Annotated in this window: 15 protein-coding genes; 10 read left to right on the plus strand and 5 right to left on the minus strand. The window is 73.4% G+C overall.

What is annotated here, in order from left to right:
* Nucleotides 1–13: 13 nt before the first annotated feature.
* Nucleotides 14–1645: a gamma-glutamyltransferase gene (ggt, locus tag ACQE3L_RS05960; RefSeq protein ID WP_426962858.1), complete on the minus strand. Its 1632-nt coding sequence runs from the start codon at nucleotides 1643–1645 to the stop codon at nucleotides 14–16.
* A gap of 72 nt (nucleotides 1646–1717) precedes the next feature.
* Nucleotides 1718–1951 carry a DUF8024 family protein gene (locus ACQE3L_RS05965; RefSeq protein WP_426962859.1) on the minus strand — a complete coding sequence of 78 codons (234 nt, stop codon included), beginning with the start codon at nucleotides 1949–1951 and terminating at the stop codon, nucleotides 1718–1720.
* Between the two features lie 156 nt (nucleotides 1952–2107).
* On the opposite strand from ACQE3L_RS05965, the gene ACQE3L_RS05970 reads away from it, so the two are divergent.
* From ACQE3L_RS05970 to ACQE3L_RS05980, 3 genes are all read left to right on the plus strand, one after another.
* Nucleotides 2108–3943, plus strand: a complete 1836-nt coding sequence (locus ACQE3L_RS05970; protein WP_426962861.1) for a site-2 protease family protein — start codon at nucleotides 2108–2110, stop codon at nucleotides 3941–3943.
* A gap of 77 nt (nucleotides 3944–4020) precedes the next feature.
* Complete coding sequence (locus tag ACQE3L_RS05975; protein ID WP_426962862.1) at nucleotides 4021–5271, plus strand: molybdopterin molybdotransferase MoeA; 1251 nt, start codon at nucleotides 4021–4023, stop codon at nucleotides 5269–5271.
* Nucleotides 5268–7244, plus strand: a complete 1977-nt coding sequence (locus ACQE3L_RS05980; protein WP_426962863.1) for a molybdopterin biosynthesis protein — start codon at nucleotides 5268–5270, stop codon at nucleotides 7242–7244. Before ACQE3L_RS05975 ends, ACQE3L_RS05980 begins: the two co-directional genes overlap by 4 nt.
* 25 nt (nucleotides 7245–7269) lie before the next feature.
* On the opposite strand, the gene ACQE3L_RS05985 is transcribed toward ACQE3L_RS05980, so the two are convergent.
* Nucleotides 7270–7731: a PaaI family thioesterase gene (locus ACQE3L_RS05985; RefSeq protein WP_426962864.1), complete on the minus strand. Its 462-nt coding sequence runs from the start codon at nucleotides 7729–7731 to the stop codon at nucleotides 7270–7272.
* 106 nt (nucleotides 7732–7837) lie between these two features.
* Here ACQE3L_RS05985 and ACQE3L_RS05990 point away from each other — a divergent pair, with 106 nt between their 5' ends.
* Complete coding sequence (locus tag ACQE3L_RS05990; RefSeq protein ID WP_426962865.1) at nucleotides 7838–8311, plus strand: DUF4385 family protein; 474 nt, start codon at nucleotides 7838–7840, stop codon at nucleotides 8309–8311.
* A 203-nt stretch (nucleotides 8312–8514) separates the two neighbouring features.
* Here the strand turns inward: ACQE3L_RS05990 and ACQE3L_RS05995 are convergent, their stop codons facing one another.
* A complete protein-coding gene (locus ACQE3L_RS05995) occupies nucleotides 8515–9426 on the minus strand; it encodes a DUF8155 domain-containing protein (RefSeq protein ID WP_426962866.1) in 912 nt (303 codons plus the stop codon).
* 79 nt (nucleotides 9427–9505) lie between these two features.
* Between ACQE3L_RS05995 and ACQE3L_RS06000 the strand changes: the two genes are divergently transcribed.
* From ACQE3L_RS06000 to hemA, 6 genes are all read left to right on the plus strand, one after another.
* Nucleotides 9506–10225 carry a lipoate--protein ligase family protein gene (locus ACQE3L_RS06000; protein WP_426962867.1) on the plus strand — a complete coding sequence of 240 codons (720 nt, stop codon included), beginning with the start codon at nucleotides 9506–9508 and terminating at the stop codon, nucleotides 10223–10225.
* Between the two features lie 175 nt (nucleotides 10226–10400).
* A complete protein-coding gene (locus ACQE3L_RS06005; protein ID WP_058366243.1) occupies nucleotides 10401–10799 on the plus strand; it encodes a 30S ribosomal protein S6e in 399 nt (132 codons plus the stop codon).
* Nucleotides 10800–10815: 16 nt separating this feature from the next.
* Nucleotides 10816–11283 carry a DUF7112 family protein gene (locus ACQE3L_RS06010; protein ID WP_426962868.1) on the plus strand — a complete coding sequence of 156 codons (468 nt, stop codon included), beginning with the start codon at nucleotides 10816–10818 and terminating at the stop codon, nucleotides 11281–11283.
* Between the two features lie 59 nt (nucleotides 11284–11342).
* On the plus strand, nucleotides 11343–12428 hold the full coding sequence (ahbB, locus tag ACQE3L_RS06015; protein WP_426962869.1) for a siroheme decarboxylase subunit beta: 1086 nt from the start codon (nucleotides 11343–11345) through the stop codon (nucleotides 12426–12428).
* Nucleotides 12429–12453: 25 nt separating this feature from the next.
* A complete protein-coding gene (locus ACQE3L_RS06020) occupies nucleotides 12454–13131 on the plus strand; it encodes a precorrin-2 dehydrogenase/sirohydrochlorin ferrochelatase family protein (protein ID WP_426962870.1) in 678 nt (225 codons plus the stop codon).
* On the plus strand, nucleotides 13128–14447 hold the full coding sequence (gene hemA / locus ACQE3L_RS06025) for a glutamyl-tRNA reductase (RefSeq protein WP_426962871.1): 1320 nt from the start codon (nucleotides 13128–13130) through the stop codon (nucleotides 14445–14447). The genes ACQE3L_RS06020 and hemA overlap by 4 nt, the downstream gene beginning before the upstream one ends.
* 206 nt (nucleotides 14448–14653) lie before the next feature.
* On the opposite strand, the gene larC is transcribed toward hemA, so the two are convergent.
* Complete coding sequence (gene larC, locus ACQE3L_RS06030; protein ID WP_426962872.1) at nucleotides 14654–16105, minus strand: nickel pincer cofactor biosynthesis protein LarC; 1452 nt, start codon at nucleotides 16103–16105, stop codon at nucleotides 14654–14656.
* Nucleotides 16106–16312: the final 207 nt, after the last annotated feature.

The raw sequence follows: 16312 nt of genomic DNA on the forward strand, positions 1-16312 counted from the left end.
GCGACGCGGCCGGTCAGTACCCCTGCGCGTTGCCGTCCTTGCGGGGTTCGGTCGCGCCGGAGAGCACGCCGTCCTCGTTGCGGGTGATCTGCGCGCCGCCGAACAGCCCGGGCGAGAGCACCTGCACGTCGTGGCCCTTCCGGACGAGTTTGGCGGCCACGTCGTCGTCGAACTGCGGTTCGAGCGCGAGTTCGCCGCTCTCGCGGTAGCGCCACCGCGGCTCGTCGAGCGCGCGCTGGAGGGGCATCCCGTAGTCCACGATGTTGCTGATCACCTGCACGTGCCCCTGCGGCTGCATGTAGCCGCCCATCACGCCGAAGGCGGCCCAGTCGTCCTCGTCGAACTCCACGAGCCCCGGGATCAGGGTGTGGAACGGGCGCTTGCCCGGCTCGATGCGGTTGGGGTGGTCCGCGTCCAGCGAGAACGAGGAGCCGCGGTTCTGGAGCGCGATGCCGGTGTCGCCCGCGACCACTCCGGAGCCGAAGCCGGCGAACCGGGAGTTGATGAACGAGACGACGTTGCCCTCGTCGTCCGCCACGGTGAGCAGGACCGTGTCCGCGTCCTCCGCGTCGCCCGCGTTCGGGACGCCGAAGCTCACGTCGTGGTTCGCCTCCGGACCGACCTCCGCGGCGCGCTTCTCGGCCCACGCCTCGGACGCGAGCGGCGGGTGGTCCTCGTAGTCGGGGTCGGTGATGTAGCGGTGGCCGTCGTGGAACGCGACCTTCAGCGCCTCCGAGAAGTAGTGGACGCGCTCCGCGGAGTCGTAGTCGTACTCGCCGGCGCCCAACTGCTCGGCGACGTTGAGCGCCTCCAGCGCGATGAGCCCCTGGTTGTTCGGCGGGAGCTCGTACACCTCGGCGCCGTTGTACGTCGTCGAGACCGGCTCCGGCCACTCGACCTCGAAGGCGGCGAGGTCGTCGACGGTCATGAAGCCGCCCTGTTCCTGCACCTCGTCGGCGATGGCCTCCGCGATCTCGCCCTCGTAGACGGCGTCCGCGCCCTCCTCGGCGATCGTCTCCATCGAGGCGCCGAGCTTCGGCAGGCGCACGGTCTGGCCCGTCTCCGGGGCCTCGCCGTCGAACAGGAACGCCTCGCGGGCGTTTGGCGTCTCGAACAGCTCCTCGCCGTGCTGCCACTGCGCCGAGACGACCTCCGAGACCGGGTACCCCTCGGTCGCGTACCGGATCGCGGGCTGGAGCAGTTCGCCGAGGTCCTTCGTCCCGAGCTCCTCCGCCGTCGCCTCCCACCCGCGGGCGGTGCCGGGGACCGTCACCGCGAGCGGGCCGGTGTCCGGCATCTCCGCGTCGGCCGGGTCGTCGGCGTCGGCGTCGGGGTCCTGCGCGACCGCCTCGCGGACGTTCTCCAGCGTGGCGTCCGCGGGGGCGCCGCCGCAGGCGCGCATCGCTCCGACTTCGCCGTCGGCCGTTTTGTACAGCGCGAACACGTCGCCGCCAAGCCCCGTCGAGGTGGGCTCGACGACGTTGAGCGCGGCCGCGGTCGCCACCGCGGCGTCGAAGGCGTTACCGCCGTCGCGCAGCGTCTCGATGCCCGCCTGCGAGGCGAGCGGCTGACTCGTCGAGACGACGCCGCGCTGGCCGTAGACGGTCGACCGGCGCGAGTTGAACCGGTCCAGGTCTGGATCCATGGCTCCCGGTTCGGACAGCGTCGTCAAAAGAGGCGGGTAACGGGACTGACTTGCCCCTTGCCGGCCCGCTGACTACTCCGCGGCGCCGGCGCCGAGCGCCGGAAGGTCCACGCCGATCTCCGAGAGCAGGGCGCCGAGTGCGGCGTATCCGAGCGCCGCGATGGCCCCGACCATGAACAGCTGACCGACGACGAACACGGCGATCGAGATCGGGTCGCCGTTCGTCAGCACCTGCTCGACGAAGACGCCGCCGAGACGCCCCACGTCGCCGACCACGCGAACCACGAAGTCCAGAAGCGCGTTCATGCACCGCCGTTCGGGGGGCGGGTACTTGTGTGTTGATACCTGCCGGGACCGGCGCGTCCCCCTCGGGAGCCGCGACCCGTGCGCCCGGCGCGGTCGGTTCGAGTCGAAACTCCGGGAACCGAACGGCTTACCCGGAACGCACCCGAACCGCGGACAATGAATACCCTGCAGTGGATCCTGCTCGGGATCCTCGCGTACACCGCGGCCGCGATGTGGCTGCGCAACCGGGGGTACCTCCCGGACGCGGTCCGCGTCTCCGGCCCGCTGACGACGATCCACACGAAGCGGGGGCGTGCGCTGCTCGACCGCCTCGCGGGCCCGAAGCGACTGTGGCGCGCGGTCGCCAACGTCGGCGTCGGCGCCGCGCTGGTGATCATGGCGGGGATGTTCGTGCTCCTCGTCGCCAACGCGGTCTCGATCGTGGCGAACCCGCCGGCCCCGACCGGGATCAACACGCCGCAGAACGTGCTGATCATCCCCGGCGTCAACGAGTTCCTCCCGCTGACGGTGGCGGCCGAGATCGTGGTCGGCCTGCTGGTCGCGCTGGTGGTCCACGAGGGCGCCCACGGCCTGCTCTGCCGCGTCGAGGGGATCGAGATCGACTCGATGGGCGTCGCGCTGCTCACGCTGATCCCCATCGGCGCCTTCGTCGAACCGGACGAGGAGTCCACGAAGGAGGTCGACCGCGGCGGCCGCACCCGGATGTTCGCCGCCGGCGTCACCGCCAACTTCGTCGTCGTCGCGCTGGCGTTCGCGCTGCTTTTCGGCCCGGTCGCGGGCGCCATCTCCGTCGCGCCTGGCGCCGCGGTCGGCGGAACCTACCCCGGCTCGCCGGCCGCCGACGCCGGCATCGGCGCCGGGGACCGCATCGTCGCGCTGGAGGGAGAGCCGGTCGCGAACGCCTCCGACCTCTCCGAGCGGCTCGAGACGACCGACGCGGAGACCGTCGCCGTCGAACTCTCCGACGGCACGACGACGGAGGTCGAGCGCGAACTGCTCGTGACCAGCGTCGCGGAGACATCGCCGTTCGCCGCGCCGTCGAACGGGTCCGGCGGAGGAGCCGGCGACGGCGCGTCCGCGGCCGGCGTCAGCGTCAACGACACCGTGGTGGCGGTCGACGGCACCGCGGTCCGCACGGAGGGCGGCCTGCGTGAGGCCATCGCCGCCGCCGACGATCCCGTGGTGACGCTTGAGACGGCCGACGGGGAGACGGTCACCGCGCCGGCCGGCGCGCTCGTCGCGGTCGCGGAAGAGGGGCCGTTCCAGGCGGCGGGCGCGCCCGCCGGCGACCATCTCGTCGTCACGTCGGTCGACGGCGAGCGCGTCGTCGACAACGACGACCTGACCGCCGCGCTCGACGCGCGCGAACCGGGCGAGGAGGTCACCGTACAGGCGTACCGGACGGCGGGCGACGGCGAGGGCGGCTACGAGTGGACGAACTACGCCGTGGAGCTCGGCACGCACGAGGAGGACGGCGGCGCGTTCCTCGGCATCTTCGCCACGCCGGGCGTCTCGGGCGTGAGCGTGGACAGCCTCGGGATGACGGGCTACCCCGCGGACTACTACCTCTCCCTGCTGAGCGGCGAGGCCGGGGGCGGCCTGCTGGGCACGCTGCTGCTCGTCACGGTCCTCCCGTTCCTCGCGGTCGTCGACCCGAGCATCCAGTACAACTTCGCGGGGTTCGTCGGGAGCAACTCCGCCTTCTACGAGGTGACCGGTCCGCTGTCGGCGCTGGGCGACGGCGGGGTGTTCCTCGCCGCGAACCTGCTGTTCTGGACCGGCTGGATCAACCTCCAGCTCGCCATCTTCAACTGCGTCCCGGCGTTCCCGCTGGACGGCGGGCGGATCCTCCGCACCGCGACCGAGGCGGTCGTCTCCCGTCTCCCGGTCGAGGCACGTCCCGCGCTGACGCGGTCGATCACGGTCAGCGTCGGACTGACGATGCTGGTCGCGCTGCTGGTGATGCTGTTCGGCCCGCAGGTGCTGTCGTAGCCGGCTCGCGGGTGCTACCGGAGGCCAGTCCGACGCGGTCGGCGGGGTTTTTGCCGTCGGGCCCGGAACCGCCACGCATGAGCCACGACAGACACGAGACCGGGTTCAAGGACCGGACCCGAGTCGCGGACGCCCGCGAGACGCTGCTGGGCGCGGCGACGCCCCACGGGCGCGTCGAGACGGTCCCGCTCGCGGACGCCGACCGGCACGTCGTCGCGGAGCCGGTCGAGGCCCCGGCGCCGGTGCCGGGCTACGACCGCGCCGCGATGGACGGCTACGCCGTTCGCGCACGGGACACCTTCGGGGCGTCCGGGCGCTCGCCGGAGGTGCTCCGCCGAACGGGCGGCGCGGGCTCCGAGGCTCCCGGAGGCGACGACGCCGCGGTCGGTCCGGGCGAAGCCGCCCGCGTCCACACCGGAAGCGCGCTCCCGGAGGGCGCCGACGCCGTCGTGATGATCGAGGAAGTAGAGGAGGTCGGCGGCGACGTGGAGACGTTCGACGCGGTCGCCGAGGGGGAGAACGTCGGGCCGGCCGGCGAGGACGTGGCCGAGGGCCAGCGTCTCTACGAACCCGGCCACCGGCTCCGGCCCTCGGACCTGGGCCTGCTGAAGTCGGTCGGGCTGACCGAGGTCCCGGTCTACGAGGCCCCCGAGGTCGCCGTGATCCCCACCGGCGAGGAGCTGGTCCAGTCCGACCCCGGTCCGGGCGAGGTGATCGAGACGAACGGACTCACCGTCGCCCGGATGGCCGAGCGGTGGGGGGCCGAGACGCGCTACCGGGACGTGGTCACCGACGACGAGGACGCCCTGCGCGCGGCGGTCGAGCGCGACCTCGACGCCGACGTGGTCGTGACGACCGGCGGCTCCTCCGTCGGCGAGCGCGACCTGATCCCCGAGGTGCTCGACGCGGTCGGCGAGGTGCTCGTCCACGGCGTCGCGCTCAAGCCCGGCCACCCGGTGTGTCTCGGGGTCGCGGACGGGACGCCGGTCGTCTGTCTCCCCGGCTACCCCGTCGCCTGCATCGTCAACGCGGTCCAGTTCCTGCGGCCGGTCGTGGCGGCGGTCGCGGGGACCGAGGCGCCGCCGCACCCGACCAGGCGCGCGACGCTCGACAGGAAGATCGCCAGCGAGCCCGGGACGCGGACGTTCGCGCGAGTGCGGCTGAGCGAGGACGGGGACGCGACGACCGCGGCGCCGACCCGCGCCAGCGGCTCCGGCGTCCTCTCGAGCGTCGCGCTCGCGGACGGCTGGGTCGTCGTCCCGGAGGGGCGCGAGGGGATCGACGCCGGCGAAGCGGTCGACGTACAGATCTGGGAGGCGACCGAATGAGCGAGCGCAAGGAGTTCCGCGACCTCGCGGAGCCGGCGGCGGCCCGCGAGGTCATCGACTCGCTGGACCTCGCTCCCGAGCCGGAGTCGGTCCCGCTCGCGGACGCCCGCGGCCGCGTCCTCGCGGAGCGGATCGACGCCGACCTCGACGTGCCGGGCTTCGACCGCGCGTCGATGGACGGCTACGCGGTGCGGGCCCGCGACACGTTCGGCGCCGACGAGGCGGACCCGGTCGAACTCGACCTGATCGGCGCGGTCCACGCTGGGGCGGAGCCGGACGTGACCGTCGACCCCGGCACCTGCGCCGAGATATCCACGGGCGCGGTGATGCCGCCGGGCGCCGACGCCGTGGTGATGGTCGAGCGGACCGACGAGGTGAGGGAGGCGGCGAGCGGCGACGGCGCGGACGGCGGCGACGGAGAAGCGGACGGAGACGACGGGACGGCAGACAGGATCGCCTTCCGCACCTCGGTCGCGCCCGGCGACCACGTGATGGTCGCGGGCGCGGACGTGGCGGCCGGCGCCCGCGCGCTCGGCCCCGGCACGCGACTCACGCCGCGGGAGATCGGCCTGCTGTCCGCCCTCGGGCGCGAGGCGGTGCCGGTCCGCGGGAAGCCGACGGTCGGCATCGTCTCGACCGGCGACGAGTTGGTCCGGCTGGGCGAGGAACTCGACTCCGCGCGCGGACAGATCTACGACGTGAACTCGACGACGATCGCCGCGGGCGTCGAGGAGGCCGGCGGCGAGGCGAAGCTCTACCCGCACGCCGGCGACGACTACGCGGAGATGGAGCGCCTGCTGACGCAGGCGGCCGACGAGTGCGACCTCGTGTTGTCGTCGGGGTCGACCTCCGCGAGCGCGGTCGACGTGATCTACCGCGTCATCGAGGAGCGGGGCGACCTGCTGCTCCACGGGGTCGCGGTCAAGCCCGGCAAGCCGATGCTGATCGGGCGCCTCGACCGGTCGCCCGAGGCGGAGCGGGCGGGCGAGTCGGCGTACGTCGGCCTCCCCGGCTACCCCGTCTCCGCGCTCACCATCTTCCGGACGTTCGTCGCGCCGGCAGTCCGGGAGGCGGCGGGGCAGCCGGAGCCGGCGACCGCGACCGTGACCGCCCGGATGGCGGCGGGCGAGCGCTACGGCGAGGGGCGACTCAGGCTGATGCCCGTCGGCCTGCTGGAGCGGCCGGACGCCGCCCCGCTCGCGTACCCGGTCGACAAGGGGTCCGGCGCGACGACGAGCCTCGTGGAGGCGGACGGCGTCGTCGCCGTGGACCCGGACACCGACTACCTCGACGAGGGCGAGGCGGTCGAGGTGCAGCTGTTCTCGCCCGACGTGCGCCCGCCGACCCTGCTCGGCGTCGGCGAGGACGACCCCGCGCTCAACCGCCTGCTGGACGAGGTGGACCGCCCGCGGTACCTCCCGGTCGGCTCCCGCGAGGGGCTCCGCAGGCTCCGCGACGGGCTGCCGGACGCCGCGGTCACCGCCGGGCCGGTCGAGCGCGAGGTGGACGCCGTCGACCTCGGCGGCTGGACGCGAGAGTGGGGACTCGTCGTCCCCGCCGGCAACCCCGACGACGTGACCGGACTCGCGGACCTGGTCGACCGCGACCTCCGGTTCGTCAACCGGACGACCGACTCGGGACTCAGAACCAGTCTCGCGAACGAACTCGCCGCGCTCGCGGAGGAGCGCGGCGTCGAGCGCCGCGAGGTGACCGAGGCGGTCGACGGCTTCGGCTTCGCGGTCCGTGCCTACGAGAGCCCCGCCAGAAAGGTGGCAGCGGGCGACGCGGACGCCGGCGTCGGCCTCCGGGCGACCGCGGAGCGGCTCGGGCTCGGCTTCGTCCCGCTCGGCGAACAGGACGTGCGGGTCCACGCCAACCCCGACCGCGTCGGCGAACCCGGCCTCGACGCCCTCCGGGACGCGGTCGAGAACTCGGACGCGGTTCTCGACGACCTTCCCGGCTTCGGGCGCTGACCGGCGGCGCCGTCCGGCCCTCCTCTCAGTCCTCCCGGAACAGCCGGAACGACCCCTGCCCGACGACCACCTCGCGCGTCTCGCCGTTCGCGGTGCTGGTGACGCGCATGTCGCTGACGCCGATGGAGCCGCCAGCGCGGACCACCTCGGCCTCCGCCCGGAGGTCGCCGGTCGCCGGTCTGAGGTAGTTCACGTTGAGGTTCACCGTCGCGACGCCGCCGTCGAGGGGGTCCGGGAACGCCGTCCGCTGGACCAGCCCGCCGGCGGTGTCGACGAGCGTCGCTGCCACGCCGCCGTGGATCGTCTCCCCGTCGCTGTTCGTGAGTTTGTCGTCGTAGGGGATGGTGAGAACGATCCGGCCGCGCTCGACCGACTCGACGCCCGTGTTCAGCCACGAGAGGTAGCCGTGCTCGGCCTCGATGCGCTCCTCCATGAACGCCGCCGCGCCGTCCGGCAACGGCGGCAGGTCCGTGGGCTCCTGACTCATGTCCCTGACCTCTGTGTCGGCCGGCTTGTAACTCCGGGAATCGCGTCGAACGGGCGGGGAGTTTCCGGCCGCAACGTTCGTGGCCGCCCCGCACGTACCGCCCCGCGTGTCCGACGCGTGGCCCGACCTGCCGACCCGCGACGACGGTCCGGAGTACGCGGTGGACTTCCGGGAACGCCCGGAGTGCTACCGCGTCGGCCGCGGCGAGGAGGGCGCGTTCAAGGTCGAGCCGTACAAGTCCGAACTCCTGCCGCTGTGGGGGTACGCGGACCGCGAGACGGCCGCCGAGGCGGCGACCGCCATCGAGGAGCAGTTCCGCGACTACCGCGAGCGCGGGGACTTCGTGGGCATGGACATGGCGCGCAAGTACCTTCGGATGGGGTACACGCGGGCGATGCGCTACGCGACGTATCCGAGCGGGCGGAAGTACGACGAGGACGGGACGGAGCGCGAGCCGCAGCGGTGGGCGGATTCCGACAAGCGCGAGGCGGCGCTGGTGTTCGAAACGCACCTCGACCGCGTGCGCGAGGACGACTACTACCGCGCGGCGAAGCGCCGGCACCGGGAGCGCTGGGGCTGACCCTTTTGAGTCATGCCGCGCCACCCGCCCCGTGACCTGACGACGCGCTCCGCGGCGAACTCGGCGGGCGTCCGGCGCACCGCCGCGGAGTCACGACGACCGCGGGACCTGACCTGCGGACCGTCCGAGCGCCGGCCGTTCGCCATTTCTGTCGCCGATAGCGGCGGTTCCGTCACCCCTCGCGCGGTCGACGCGCCCTCGCTCTACCGTCCCACCCCGAACCGCACCGGGTCGTCCGTCGGCGCGATCCGGACGCGGACCTCGTCGCCCACCGCCAGCGGCGCCTCCGGAAGCACCAGCTTGGCCCCGAGCCGCTCCCGCGACGCGAACAGCGACAGCCCCGCCGCCGGCTCGCCGTTCGCGCGTATCGCCACCCGGTTCCACCGCACGTCGCGGCCGTCGGCGACGCCGACCGGCTCGCCGAGGAGCGAGAGCTCCGTGCCGTCCCCACCGCCGGCGACTCCCGCGCCGGCGACCGCTCCGAGCGCGCCGCCGCCCGCGTAGTGGCGCAACCCGCCGTCGAGCGGGACGCCCCCGTCGCTCGCCAGCGCCGCGAACCGCTCGCCCGGCGCGGGATGAGCGGGCGCGTCGAGCACCGCGTGCGTCGGTCCCGTCTCCACGACGCGACCGGTGCCGTCCCACGCGGCCGGCGCCACGTCGACGCCGAGGTCGACCGGGAGCGACCCGCTCGCGCGGAGGGGGTTCGCGTCCGCCGGCCGGAAGCCGAGATGGACGTGTCTGTCGACCCACTGGCCGAAGAAACCCGACCGAACCATCGGACCGAGGCGGTCGCCGACCGCGACTCGGTCGCCGGGCTCGACCGCCGGGTCGACGTGCAGAACCCGCGCGAGGAGACCGTCCGCGACGCCCGCCGCCGCGGCCCACTCCGGGTCGACGTCGAGCACGATCAGGTGGTCTCGCTCCGCGGCGTACGAGCGGTCCGGACAGCCGACGGTCCGCGTCTCGCGGACGACGCCCGCCACGGGCGAGAGGCCGTCGTCGCCCGCGGGGTAGAGGTCCACCGCGCTTCCGCGGTCGTGGGCGGGGTACGGCGAGTTGTACAGCGAGAAGCGCGGATAGCGCGCCAGCACCGCGCCCGGCAGCGTGACCCTCATCGCTCGGATCTCGGGGGTCGGCCGGCAAAGCGGCGTCGGTCCCCGACCGGCTTTTGTCGCTCGGCCGCCGAGGGAACGTATGCGCGTGGTGCGAGGTCGGGCCGGGACGCCGGACGACGACCGCGAGGCGACGGCCGCGATGCTGTCGGCGACCGCGGCGGACGGGATCCCCCGGGTTCGCGTCCGGGCGCCGCATCGACAGGTCGCGTTCGGGAGACGCGACGCCCGGCAGGAGGGGTTCCCGACGGCGCGAGCGGCGGCGCTGGAGCGCGGCTACGAGCCGGTCGAGCGGAGCGTCGGGGGGCGCGCGGTCGCGTACACCGGCGAGACGCTCGCGTTCGCGGTCGCGGTCCCGCTCGCGGAGATGCGGGAAGGACTCGACGAGCGCTACGCGACGGCCACCGAGACGCTCCTGGAGACGCTCCGCGACCTCGGCGCGGACGTGGCGCGCGGCGAGCCGGCGGCGTCCTTCTGTCCCGGCGACCACTCCGTCCGGGTCGCGGACGGCGGCAAGGTCGCCGGACTGGCACAGCGCGTCCAGAAGGACGCCGCGCTCGTGTCGGGCTGCCTGGTCGTCGTCGCGAGCGACGAACCGGCCGTCGCGGAGGTGCTGACGCCGGTGTACGACGCCCTCGGCGTCACCTTCGATCCGGAGAGCGTCGGGAGCCTCGCCGCGGCGGGCGGGCCGTCCGACCCCGACCGCGTCGCGCGGGCGCTGGAGACGGCGTTCGCGGCGGGGCCGTGGGGCGGCGGGACGCCGGCGGTGGTCACTGGGGTCGACGCCCTCACGGAGAAATAAGGAACGGCTGCGCGGGGTTCGGACCCCCACTCCGTCGGGGACGGAAAACGACTTGGCGGCGACTGGGACAGAAACAGCCCGGTCGCGACCGGGACAGACGGCCGACCCGTGCGGACGGCTCTCGTGCGGCCGCGGATCCGACGTACTTTTACTCGGTCGGGCTGTCGTTTCCCGCATGGCAGAATTCCAGGTCGTCGTCGCCGACCCCGACACCGGCGCGACGTTCCAGCGCGAGGTCGACGGACAGGACGCCAATCGGTTTCTCGGACTGAGCCTCGGTGACGAGGCCGACGGGGCCGCGGTCGGCCTCGACGGCTTCACGGTCGAGATCACCGGCGGTTCGGACGAAACCGGGCGGCCGATGCGCGCGGACGTCCCCGGCACGAGCCTGAAGGAGCTCCTCCTCGAGGGCGGCGTCGGCTACGAGCCGTCCCGCGAGGGCGAGCGCAAGCGCGTCACGGTCCGCGGCGCCGAGGTCGCCGAGGACGTGGCCCAGATCAACGTGAAGGTCGTCGAGGGCGAGGGCGACGTGGCCGCCGCGCTCGGCGAGGGCGACGACGGCGACGAGGAGTAGCCGACCCACCTTTTCGATGGCGCGCGTCACCTCCGACGACGAGAGCGTCGCGTCCGTCCGCGTGACGGTCGCCCGCAGCGGCGGTACCCGGAAGCCCTGCGTGCGTCTCCCGAACGACGACGAACTCGACCGCCGCGTCGAGTCCGGCTTCGCGGACGCGCTGGGGCTCGCGGACGGCGACCTCGTCCGGCTGATCGTCGAGCGCGAGACCTACCACGCGCGGATCGTCTCGGACGCGAGCGGTCGCCTGATCCGCGGCGCCTACGACAACCGGCGGCTCGCGCGGACCCCCGGCGAGGGCGAGAACCGCCTCGTCGCGTGGCTGCGCGAGCACGACCGCGAGGAGGACGACTCCCTGTTGCTCGACGTCGTGGAGTCGGGCGACGCCTACGGGCTCCGGCTGCCGGGCGACCGGGCGGTCTACGACGTGGACGCCGGCCCGAGCGGGTCGCTGGCGGACATCGCGCGGGACCTCGACGGCTGAGTCCGCTCGACGGGCCGCGGCTCCGAACCCCTTAATCCGCCGCGGCCCTCAGGGCGCGTATGAAGCAGGTCGACGCGGATCTGTCGACGCTCGACCGGGCGATCCTCAACGCCTTTCAGGGGGGATTCCCGGTCGTCGAGCGCCCCTTCGAGCCCGCGGCGGCCGCGCTCCGGGATCGCGGCGTCGAGGTGACGGGTCCGGAGCTCTGCGAGCGCGTGCGCGAGTTGGACGAGGCGGGCGTCCTCTCTCGGTTCGGCGCGCTCGTCAACGCCGAGGAGATCGGCGGCGCCGCGTCGCTGGTGGCGATGCACGCCCCCGAGGAGCGGTACGACGAGGTCGCGGAGACGGTGAACGAGTTCCCCGCGGTCGCGCACAACTACGAGCGCGAGCACCCGCACCTCAACATGTGGTTCGTCGTCTCGGTGGCCGACCACCCCGACCCGGACAAGGACGGCGCGGACCGCGTCGCGGAGGTGCTCGCGGAGATCGAAGCCGCGACCGGACAGGAGACGTACGACCTGCCCAAGATTCAGGAGTTCCACGTCGGCGCGAAGTTCCTGCTCGACGGGCCGGTTCCGGACGGCGACGTGGACCTCTCGGAGCTCGGTCCCGCGGTCGAGCCCTCCGGGCGGGAGACGCTGACGCCGGCCGAGCGCGACCTCGTCGTGGAGATTCAGGGCGGGCTGCCGGTCACGGAGACGCCGTACGCGGACGTCGCCGAGGCGGTCGGCGCGGAGACCGACTGGGTGGTGGAGACGATCAAGCGGTTCGACGCGGAGGGGAAGGTCCGCCGCGTCGGCGTCATCCCGAACCACTACGCGCTCGGCTACACCGAGAACGGGATGACGGTCTGGGACGTCCCCGACGAGGTGCTCGACGAGGTCGGCCCGGTCGTCGCCGACCTGGAGTTCGTCACTCACTGCTACGAGCGGCCGCGCCACGACGGCGTCTGGCCGTACAACTTCTTCGCGATGACCCACGGGCGCTCCGAGGCGGAGAGCGACCGGCGGGTCCAGCAGGTGAAAGAGGTGATGGACGATTACTGGGACGTGAGCGACGAGGACTGGGACACGCTGTTCTCGACGCGGATCCTGAAGAAGACGGGGATCCGGATCGACGAGCGCGCGAGTTCGAACACGGCCTGATCCCTCTCGGAGTTCCTCGACATCCATGATCCCCCTGTTCCACGACTTCGACGGCGAGACCGTGCTGGTGGTCGGCGGCGGGAGCGTCGCGACCCGGAAGGTCCGCCGCTTCGCGTCGGAGGCGTCGGTAATCGTCGTGAGCCCGGCCTTTTCGGACGCGCTGCGGACCATGGCCACTGATCGGGTGGCCGACGGGGACGCCGGGGCCGTCGACCTGATCCGCGAGGCCCCGGACGCCGACGCGGTCGGCGACTGGGTCGAACGGACCGACCCGGCGCTGGTGGTCGCGGCGACGGACGACCCCGCGGTCAACGCGGCGGCGGAGGCGGCCGCGCGGGCGGCTGGCGCGCTGGTCAACCGGACGGACGAGGCTGGTGGGCGCGACGCGGGGAGCGTCGTGGTCCCCGCGACGGTCGCGGACGACCCGGTGACGGTCGCCGTCTCGACGGGCGGGACCAGTCCGGCGCTCGCCAAGCACCTCCGCGAGCGCATCGAGGCGGAACTCGAGGGTGCCGGCGCGATGGCGGCGCTGACCGGCGAGATCCGGGCGGAGCTGAAGGCGGCGGGGGTCGACCCCGAGACGCGACGGGACGCGGTCCGCGCCGTCGTGCGGTCGGGGCCGGTTTGGAAGGCTTTACAAGCGGGCGACGCAAACGCTCGGGAAGAAGCCAACAGGGTGGTCCAGGAGACGTGCAACGCATGATCGACACCGGCGTAATCACGGGCGTCAGCGTCGCTCACACCCGGGCGTCGGTCGACGAGATCGACGCCGCGGGCGGCGACTCGGTCCGCGCGACCGTCTCCGACCTTCTCGCCCGTGAGGGCGTCTCGGAGGCGTACGCCGTGTCCACGTGCAACCGCTCGGAGGCATACGTCGTCACCGACAGGGCCGCCGACGGCACCGCGGCGCTCTCGACGTTCGCCCCGGAGGTGCGCGAGGGCGCCGTCAGACACCTCGACCACGAGGAGAGCCTCCGCCACCTGATGCGGGTCGCGGCCGGACTGGAGTCGCTCGTGCTCGGCGAGGACCAGATCCTCGGCCAGGTGCGGACCGCCTACGAGGAGTCGCGATCCGCGGGCGGCATCGGCCCGATGCTGGAGGAGAGCGTCACGAAGGCCATCCACGTCGGCGAGCGCGCCCGCACGGAGACCGCGATCAACGAGGGCGTCGTCTCGCTCGGCTCCGCGGCCGTCGAACTCGCCGCGCGCGAACTGGATCTGGCCGGCGCGACCGCGGTTGTCGTCGGCGCCGGCGAGATGGGGACGCTCGCGGCCCGCGCTCTGGCGGACACTCCGACCGCGGAGGTCGTCGTCGCCAATCGGACCGTCCCGCACGCCGAACACGTCGCCGGCGAGATCGAGATGGACGCGCGCGCGCTCCCGCTCTCGGAACTGGTCGAGGTGATCCCGACTGCGGATCTCGTGATCAGTGCGACGGGTGCCCCGGAACCGGTCCTCGGCCGCGGCGACCTGACCGACGCGGGCGAGGTCGTCTGCATCGACATCGCTCAGCCGCGCGACGTGGAGACCGCGGCGGACGACCTCGACGGCGTCACGCTGTACGACATCGACGCGCTGGAGTCGGTCACGCGCCGGACCCGCGAACAGCGCGAGGCGGAGGCCCGCGCGGTCGAGGCGATGATCGACGACGAGCTCGACCGCCTGCTCGACTCGTTCAAGCGCAAGCGCGCCGACGAGGTCATCTCCGCGATGTACGCGGGCGCGGAGCGCACCAAGGCCCGCGAGGTCGACACGGCGCTCACCAAACTGGAGACGCAGGGCGGGCTCACCGCCGAGCAGCGCGAGACCGTCGAGGCGCTCGCGGACGCGCTCGTCGGCCAACTGCTCGCGGCGCCCACGAAATCCCTCCGCGACGCCGCCGGCGAGGACGACTGGACCACCATCCAGACCGCGCTCCGCCTGTTCGACCCGGAGTTCGACGCGCCGCCCGAAACCCCCGGCGAGGAGAGCGACGCCGAACATCCCCCCGAGGGGCTGGTCGAAGAACTGGACGACTGAACGGCAGACGCAGCGAGCCGTGGGTCCCGGAGATTTCGGTGACCGGACCGGGTCGAGCCGCTAGCACTTCGAGTCTCTCCCCGCACAGTACCGCAACGACTGCACGGCCACGAGTTCCAGGACTCGGAGCCAACCACCCTCTTCTGATTGGGCGGTACCGTCGCTTCCCGGACGGTGAACCCCCGTGATCTCGCTCGGGGGCCCGTTCAGTTCCCGGCCGCGTTCTCGGCGCGGCGCATGACCTCGCGGATCGGGAGGTCCGTCTCGCGGGCGACCGCGGCCGCGTCGTCGTACTCCGCGCTCCGGTCGTACACCTCGCCGTCGGCCGTCGAGGCGACCTTCACCGCCACCTCGTGGGTCTCGCCATCGACGACTACCTCCGCCGTCTCGAACGCGCGCTCGGCGATCCAGCGGTGACCGGCCGCGGACTCTCGGACCCCCAAGGTCCCCGTCTCGCGCGCGAGGCGCTCCGCGACCGCCGCGGCGTCGCCCGGCTCGCAGACGACCTTCACGAGGTGACCCGGCCGGGACTTCTTCATCGTCGTCGGCAGGACCGTCACGTCGAGCGCGCCCGCGTCCGAGAGCGTCTCCTGAAGCCCGCCGAGCACCTCCGGCGGCGCGTCGTCGAGGTTCGTCTCCAGCACCGCCACGTCGTCGCGGACGAGTCCGGCGTCGCGCCGTCCGCGCTCGGCGGCGTCGTGACCGTGCGCGTTCCCGTGGTCGCGAGTGGCGTCGTGGCCGTGGGTGTCCCCGCGGCCGTGCGTGCCGCCGTGGTCGGTGTCCCCGTGGTCGCGGCCGTGGTCGCCGGGGGCGTGCGGGTCCGCCGCGTCGTCGCCCCCGTCGGGGACCGCCTCACCGACGACGGCGCGGAGGACGTTGGGGTGCTCCGGGAACGACTTCCGCCCGGCGCCGTAGCCCGCCGCCTCGACGGTCATCGCCGGGAGTTCCGCGACCGGCTCCGCGAGCGCGCCCAGGATGGCCGCGCCGGTCGGCGTCAAAAGCTCCGACTCGACCGGCCCGCCGCGCAGCGCGAGCCCGGAGCGCTCGGCGACCTCCACGACCGCGGGCGCGGGAACCGGGTAGACGCCGTGGCTCATCTCCACCTCGCCGCCGCCGGCGGCGACCGGCCCGGTGACGACGCGGTCCGGGTCGAGGTCGTCGAGCAGCAGGCACGCGCCGACCACGTCCGCGAGCGCGTCGTCCGCCCCGACCTCGTGGAAGTGCGTCTCCGCGAGGTCCGTGCCGTGGACCGCGGCCTCGGCCTCGGCGAGCAGTTCGAAGACCGCGAGCGCGTCCTCCGCGACCCCGGTCGGGAGGTCCATCGCCTCGACCGCCTCGACCACCTCGGGGTAGGTGCGGTGGACCCCCGAACCCTCCGCGTGCTGGTGGGTATGGTCGTCCTCGCCGTGGCCGTGTCGATGATCCGCTTCGCCGTGGTCGTGATGGTCGTGCGAGTGCCCGCCGTCGGTCTCGGCGAGGAGCACGTCGACCGTCGTCGCTCGGATGCTGTTCCTCGTCGTCTCTCCCACCTCGTAGCGCACGGGGAGCGCGTCCTCGACGGGGTCGAGCACCGCGGGGTCGGCACCGGCCGCGATCAGCGCCGCGCAGATCATGTCGCCGGCCGCGCCGGTGCGGCCGTCGAACGCGAGCGTCCTCATGCTCGAGCGTCGGCGCGGCCGGGTAAAGAGCCTCCCGCTCGGGAGCGGAGCCGTTCCGCGGTCGGCTTCGCTGAGCGCGGGGGCGGGGTATGGGAGAAAAACCCACGGCAGCGACGGGGTTTTGTACCCGCGGACAGTACCGTGCTACATGGTCACACGGACGTGGTCGTGCGGCGGCCGGGAATCGCCAGTCGAGCACCCGGTGTC

It is taken from the genome of Haloparvum alkalitolerans, from assembly GCF_050122995.1.
Classification (GTDB): Archaea; Halobacteriota; Halobacteria; order Halobacteriales; family Haloferacaceae; genus Haloparvum; species Haloparvum alkalitolerans.

Coding starts and splice junctions, on each gene's coding strand:
- ACQE3L_RS05970 (WP_426962861.1), top strand. CDS start 2,108: ATGAATACCCTGCAGTGGATCCTGCTCGGGATCCTCGCGTACACCGCG.
- ggt (WP_426962858.1), bottom strand. CDS start 1,645: ATGGATCCAGACCTGGACCGGTTCAACTCGCGCCGGTCGACCGTCTAC.
- ACQE3L_RS06000 (WP_426962867.1), top strand. CDS start 9,506: ATGCGCGTGGTGCGAGGTCGGGCCGGGACGCCGGACGACGACCGCGAG.
- ACQE3L_RS05975 (WP_426962862.1), top strand. CDS start 4,021: ATGAGCCACGACAGACACGAGACCGGGTTCAAGGACCGGACCCGAGTC.
- ACQE3L_RS05965 (WP_426962859.1), bottom strand. CDS start 1,951: ATGAACGCGCTTCTGGACTTCGTGGTTCGCGTGGTCGGCGACGTGGGG.
- ACQE3L_RS06010 (WP_426962868.1), top strand. CDS start 10,816: ATGGCGCGCGTCACCTCCGACGACGAGAGCGTCGCGTCCGTCCGCGTG.
- larC (WP_426962872.1), bottom strand. CDS start 16,105: ATGAGGACGCTCGCGTTCGACGGCCGCACCGGCGCGGCCGGCGACATG.
- ACQE3L_RS05985 (WP_426962864.1), bottom strand. CDS start 7,731: ATGAGTCAGGAGCCCACGGACCTGCCGCCGTTGCCGGACGGCGCGGCG.
- ACQE3L_RS06020 (WP_426962870.1), top strand. CDS start 12,454: ATGATCCCCCTGTTCCACGACTTCGACGGCGAGACCGTGCTGGTGGTC.
- ACQE3L_RS06005 (WP_058366243.1), top strand. CDS start 10,401: ATGGCAGAATTCCAGGTCGTCGTCGCCGACCCCGACACCGGCGCGACG.
- ahbB (WP_426962869.1), top strand. CDS start 11,343: ATGAAGCAGGTCGACGCGGATCTGTCGACGCTCGACCGGGCGATCCTC.
- hemA (WP_426962871.1), top strand. CDS start 13,128: ATGATCGACACCGGCGTAATCACGGGCGTCAGCGTCGCTCACACCCGG.
- ACQE3L_RS05980 (WP_426962863.1), top strand. CDS start 5,268: ATGAGCGAGCGCAAGGAGTTCCGCGACCTCGCGGAGCCGGCGGCGGCC.
- ACQE3L_RS05995 (WP_426962866.1), bottom strand. CDS start 9,426: ATGAGGGTCACGCTGCCGGGCGCGGTGCTGGCGCGCTATCCGCGCTTC.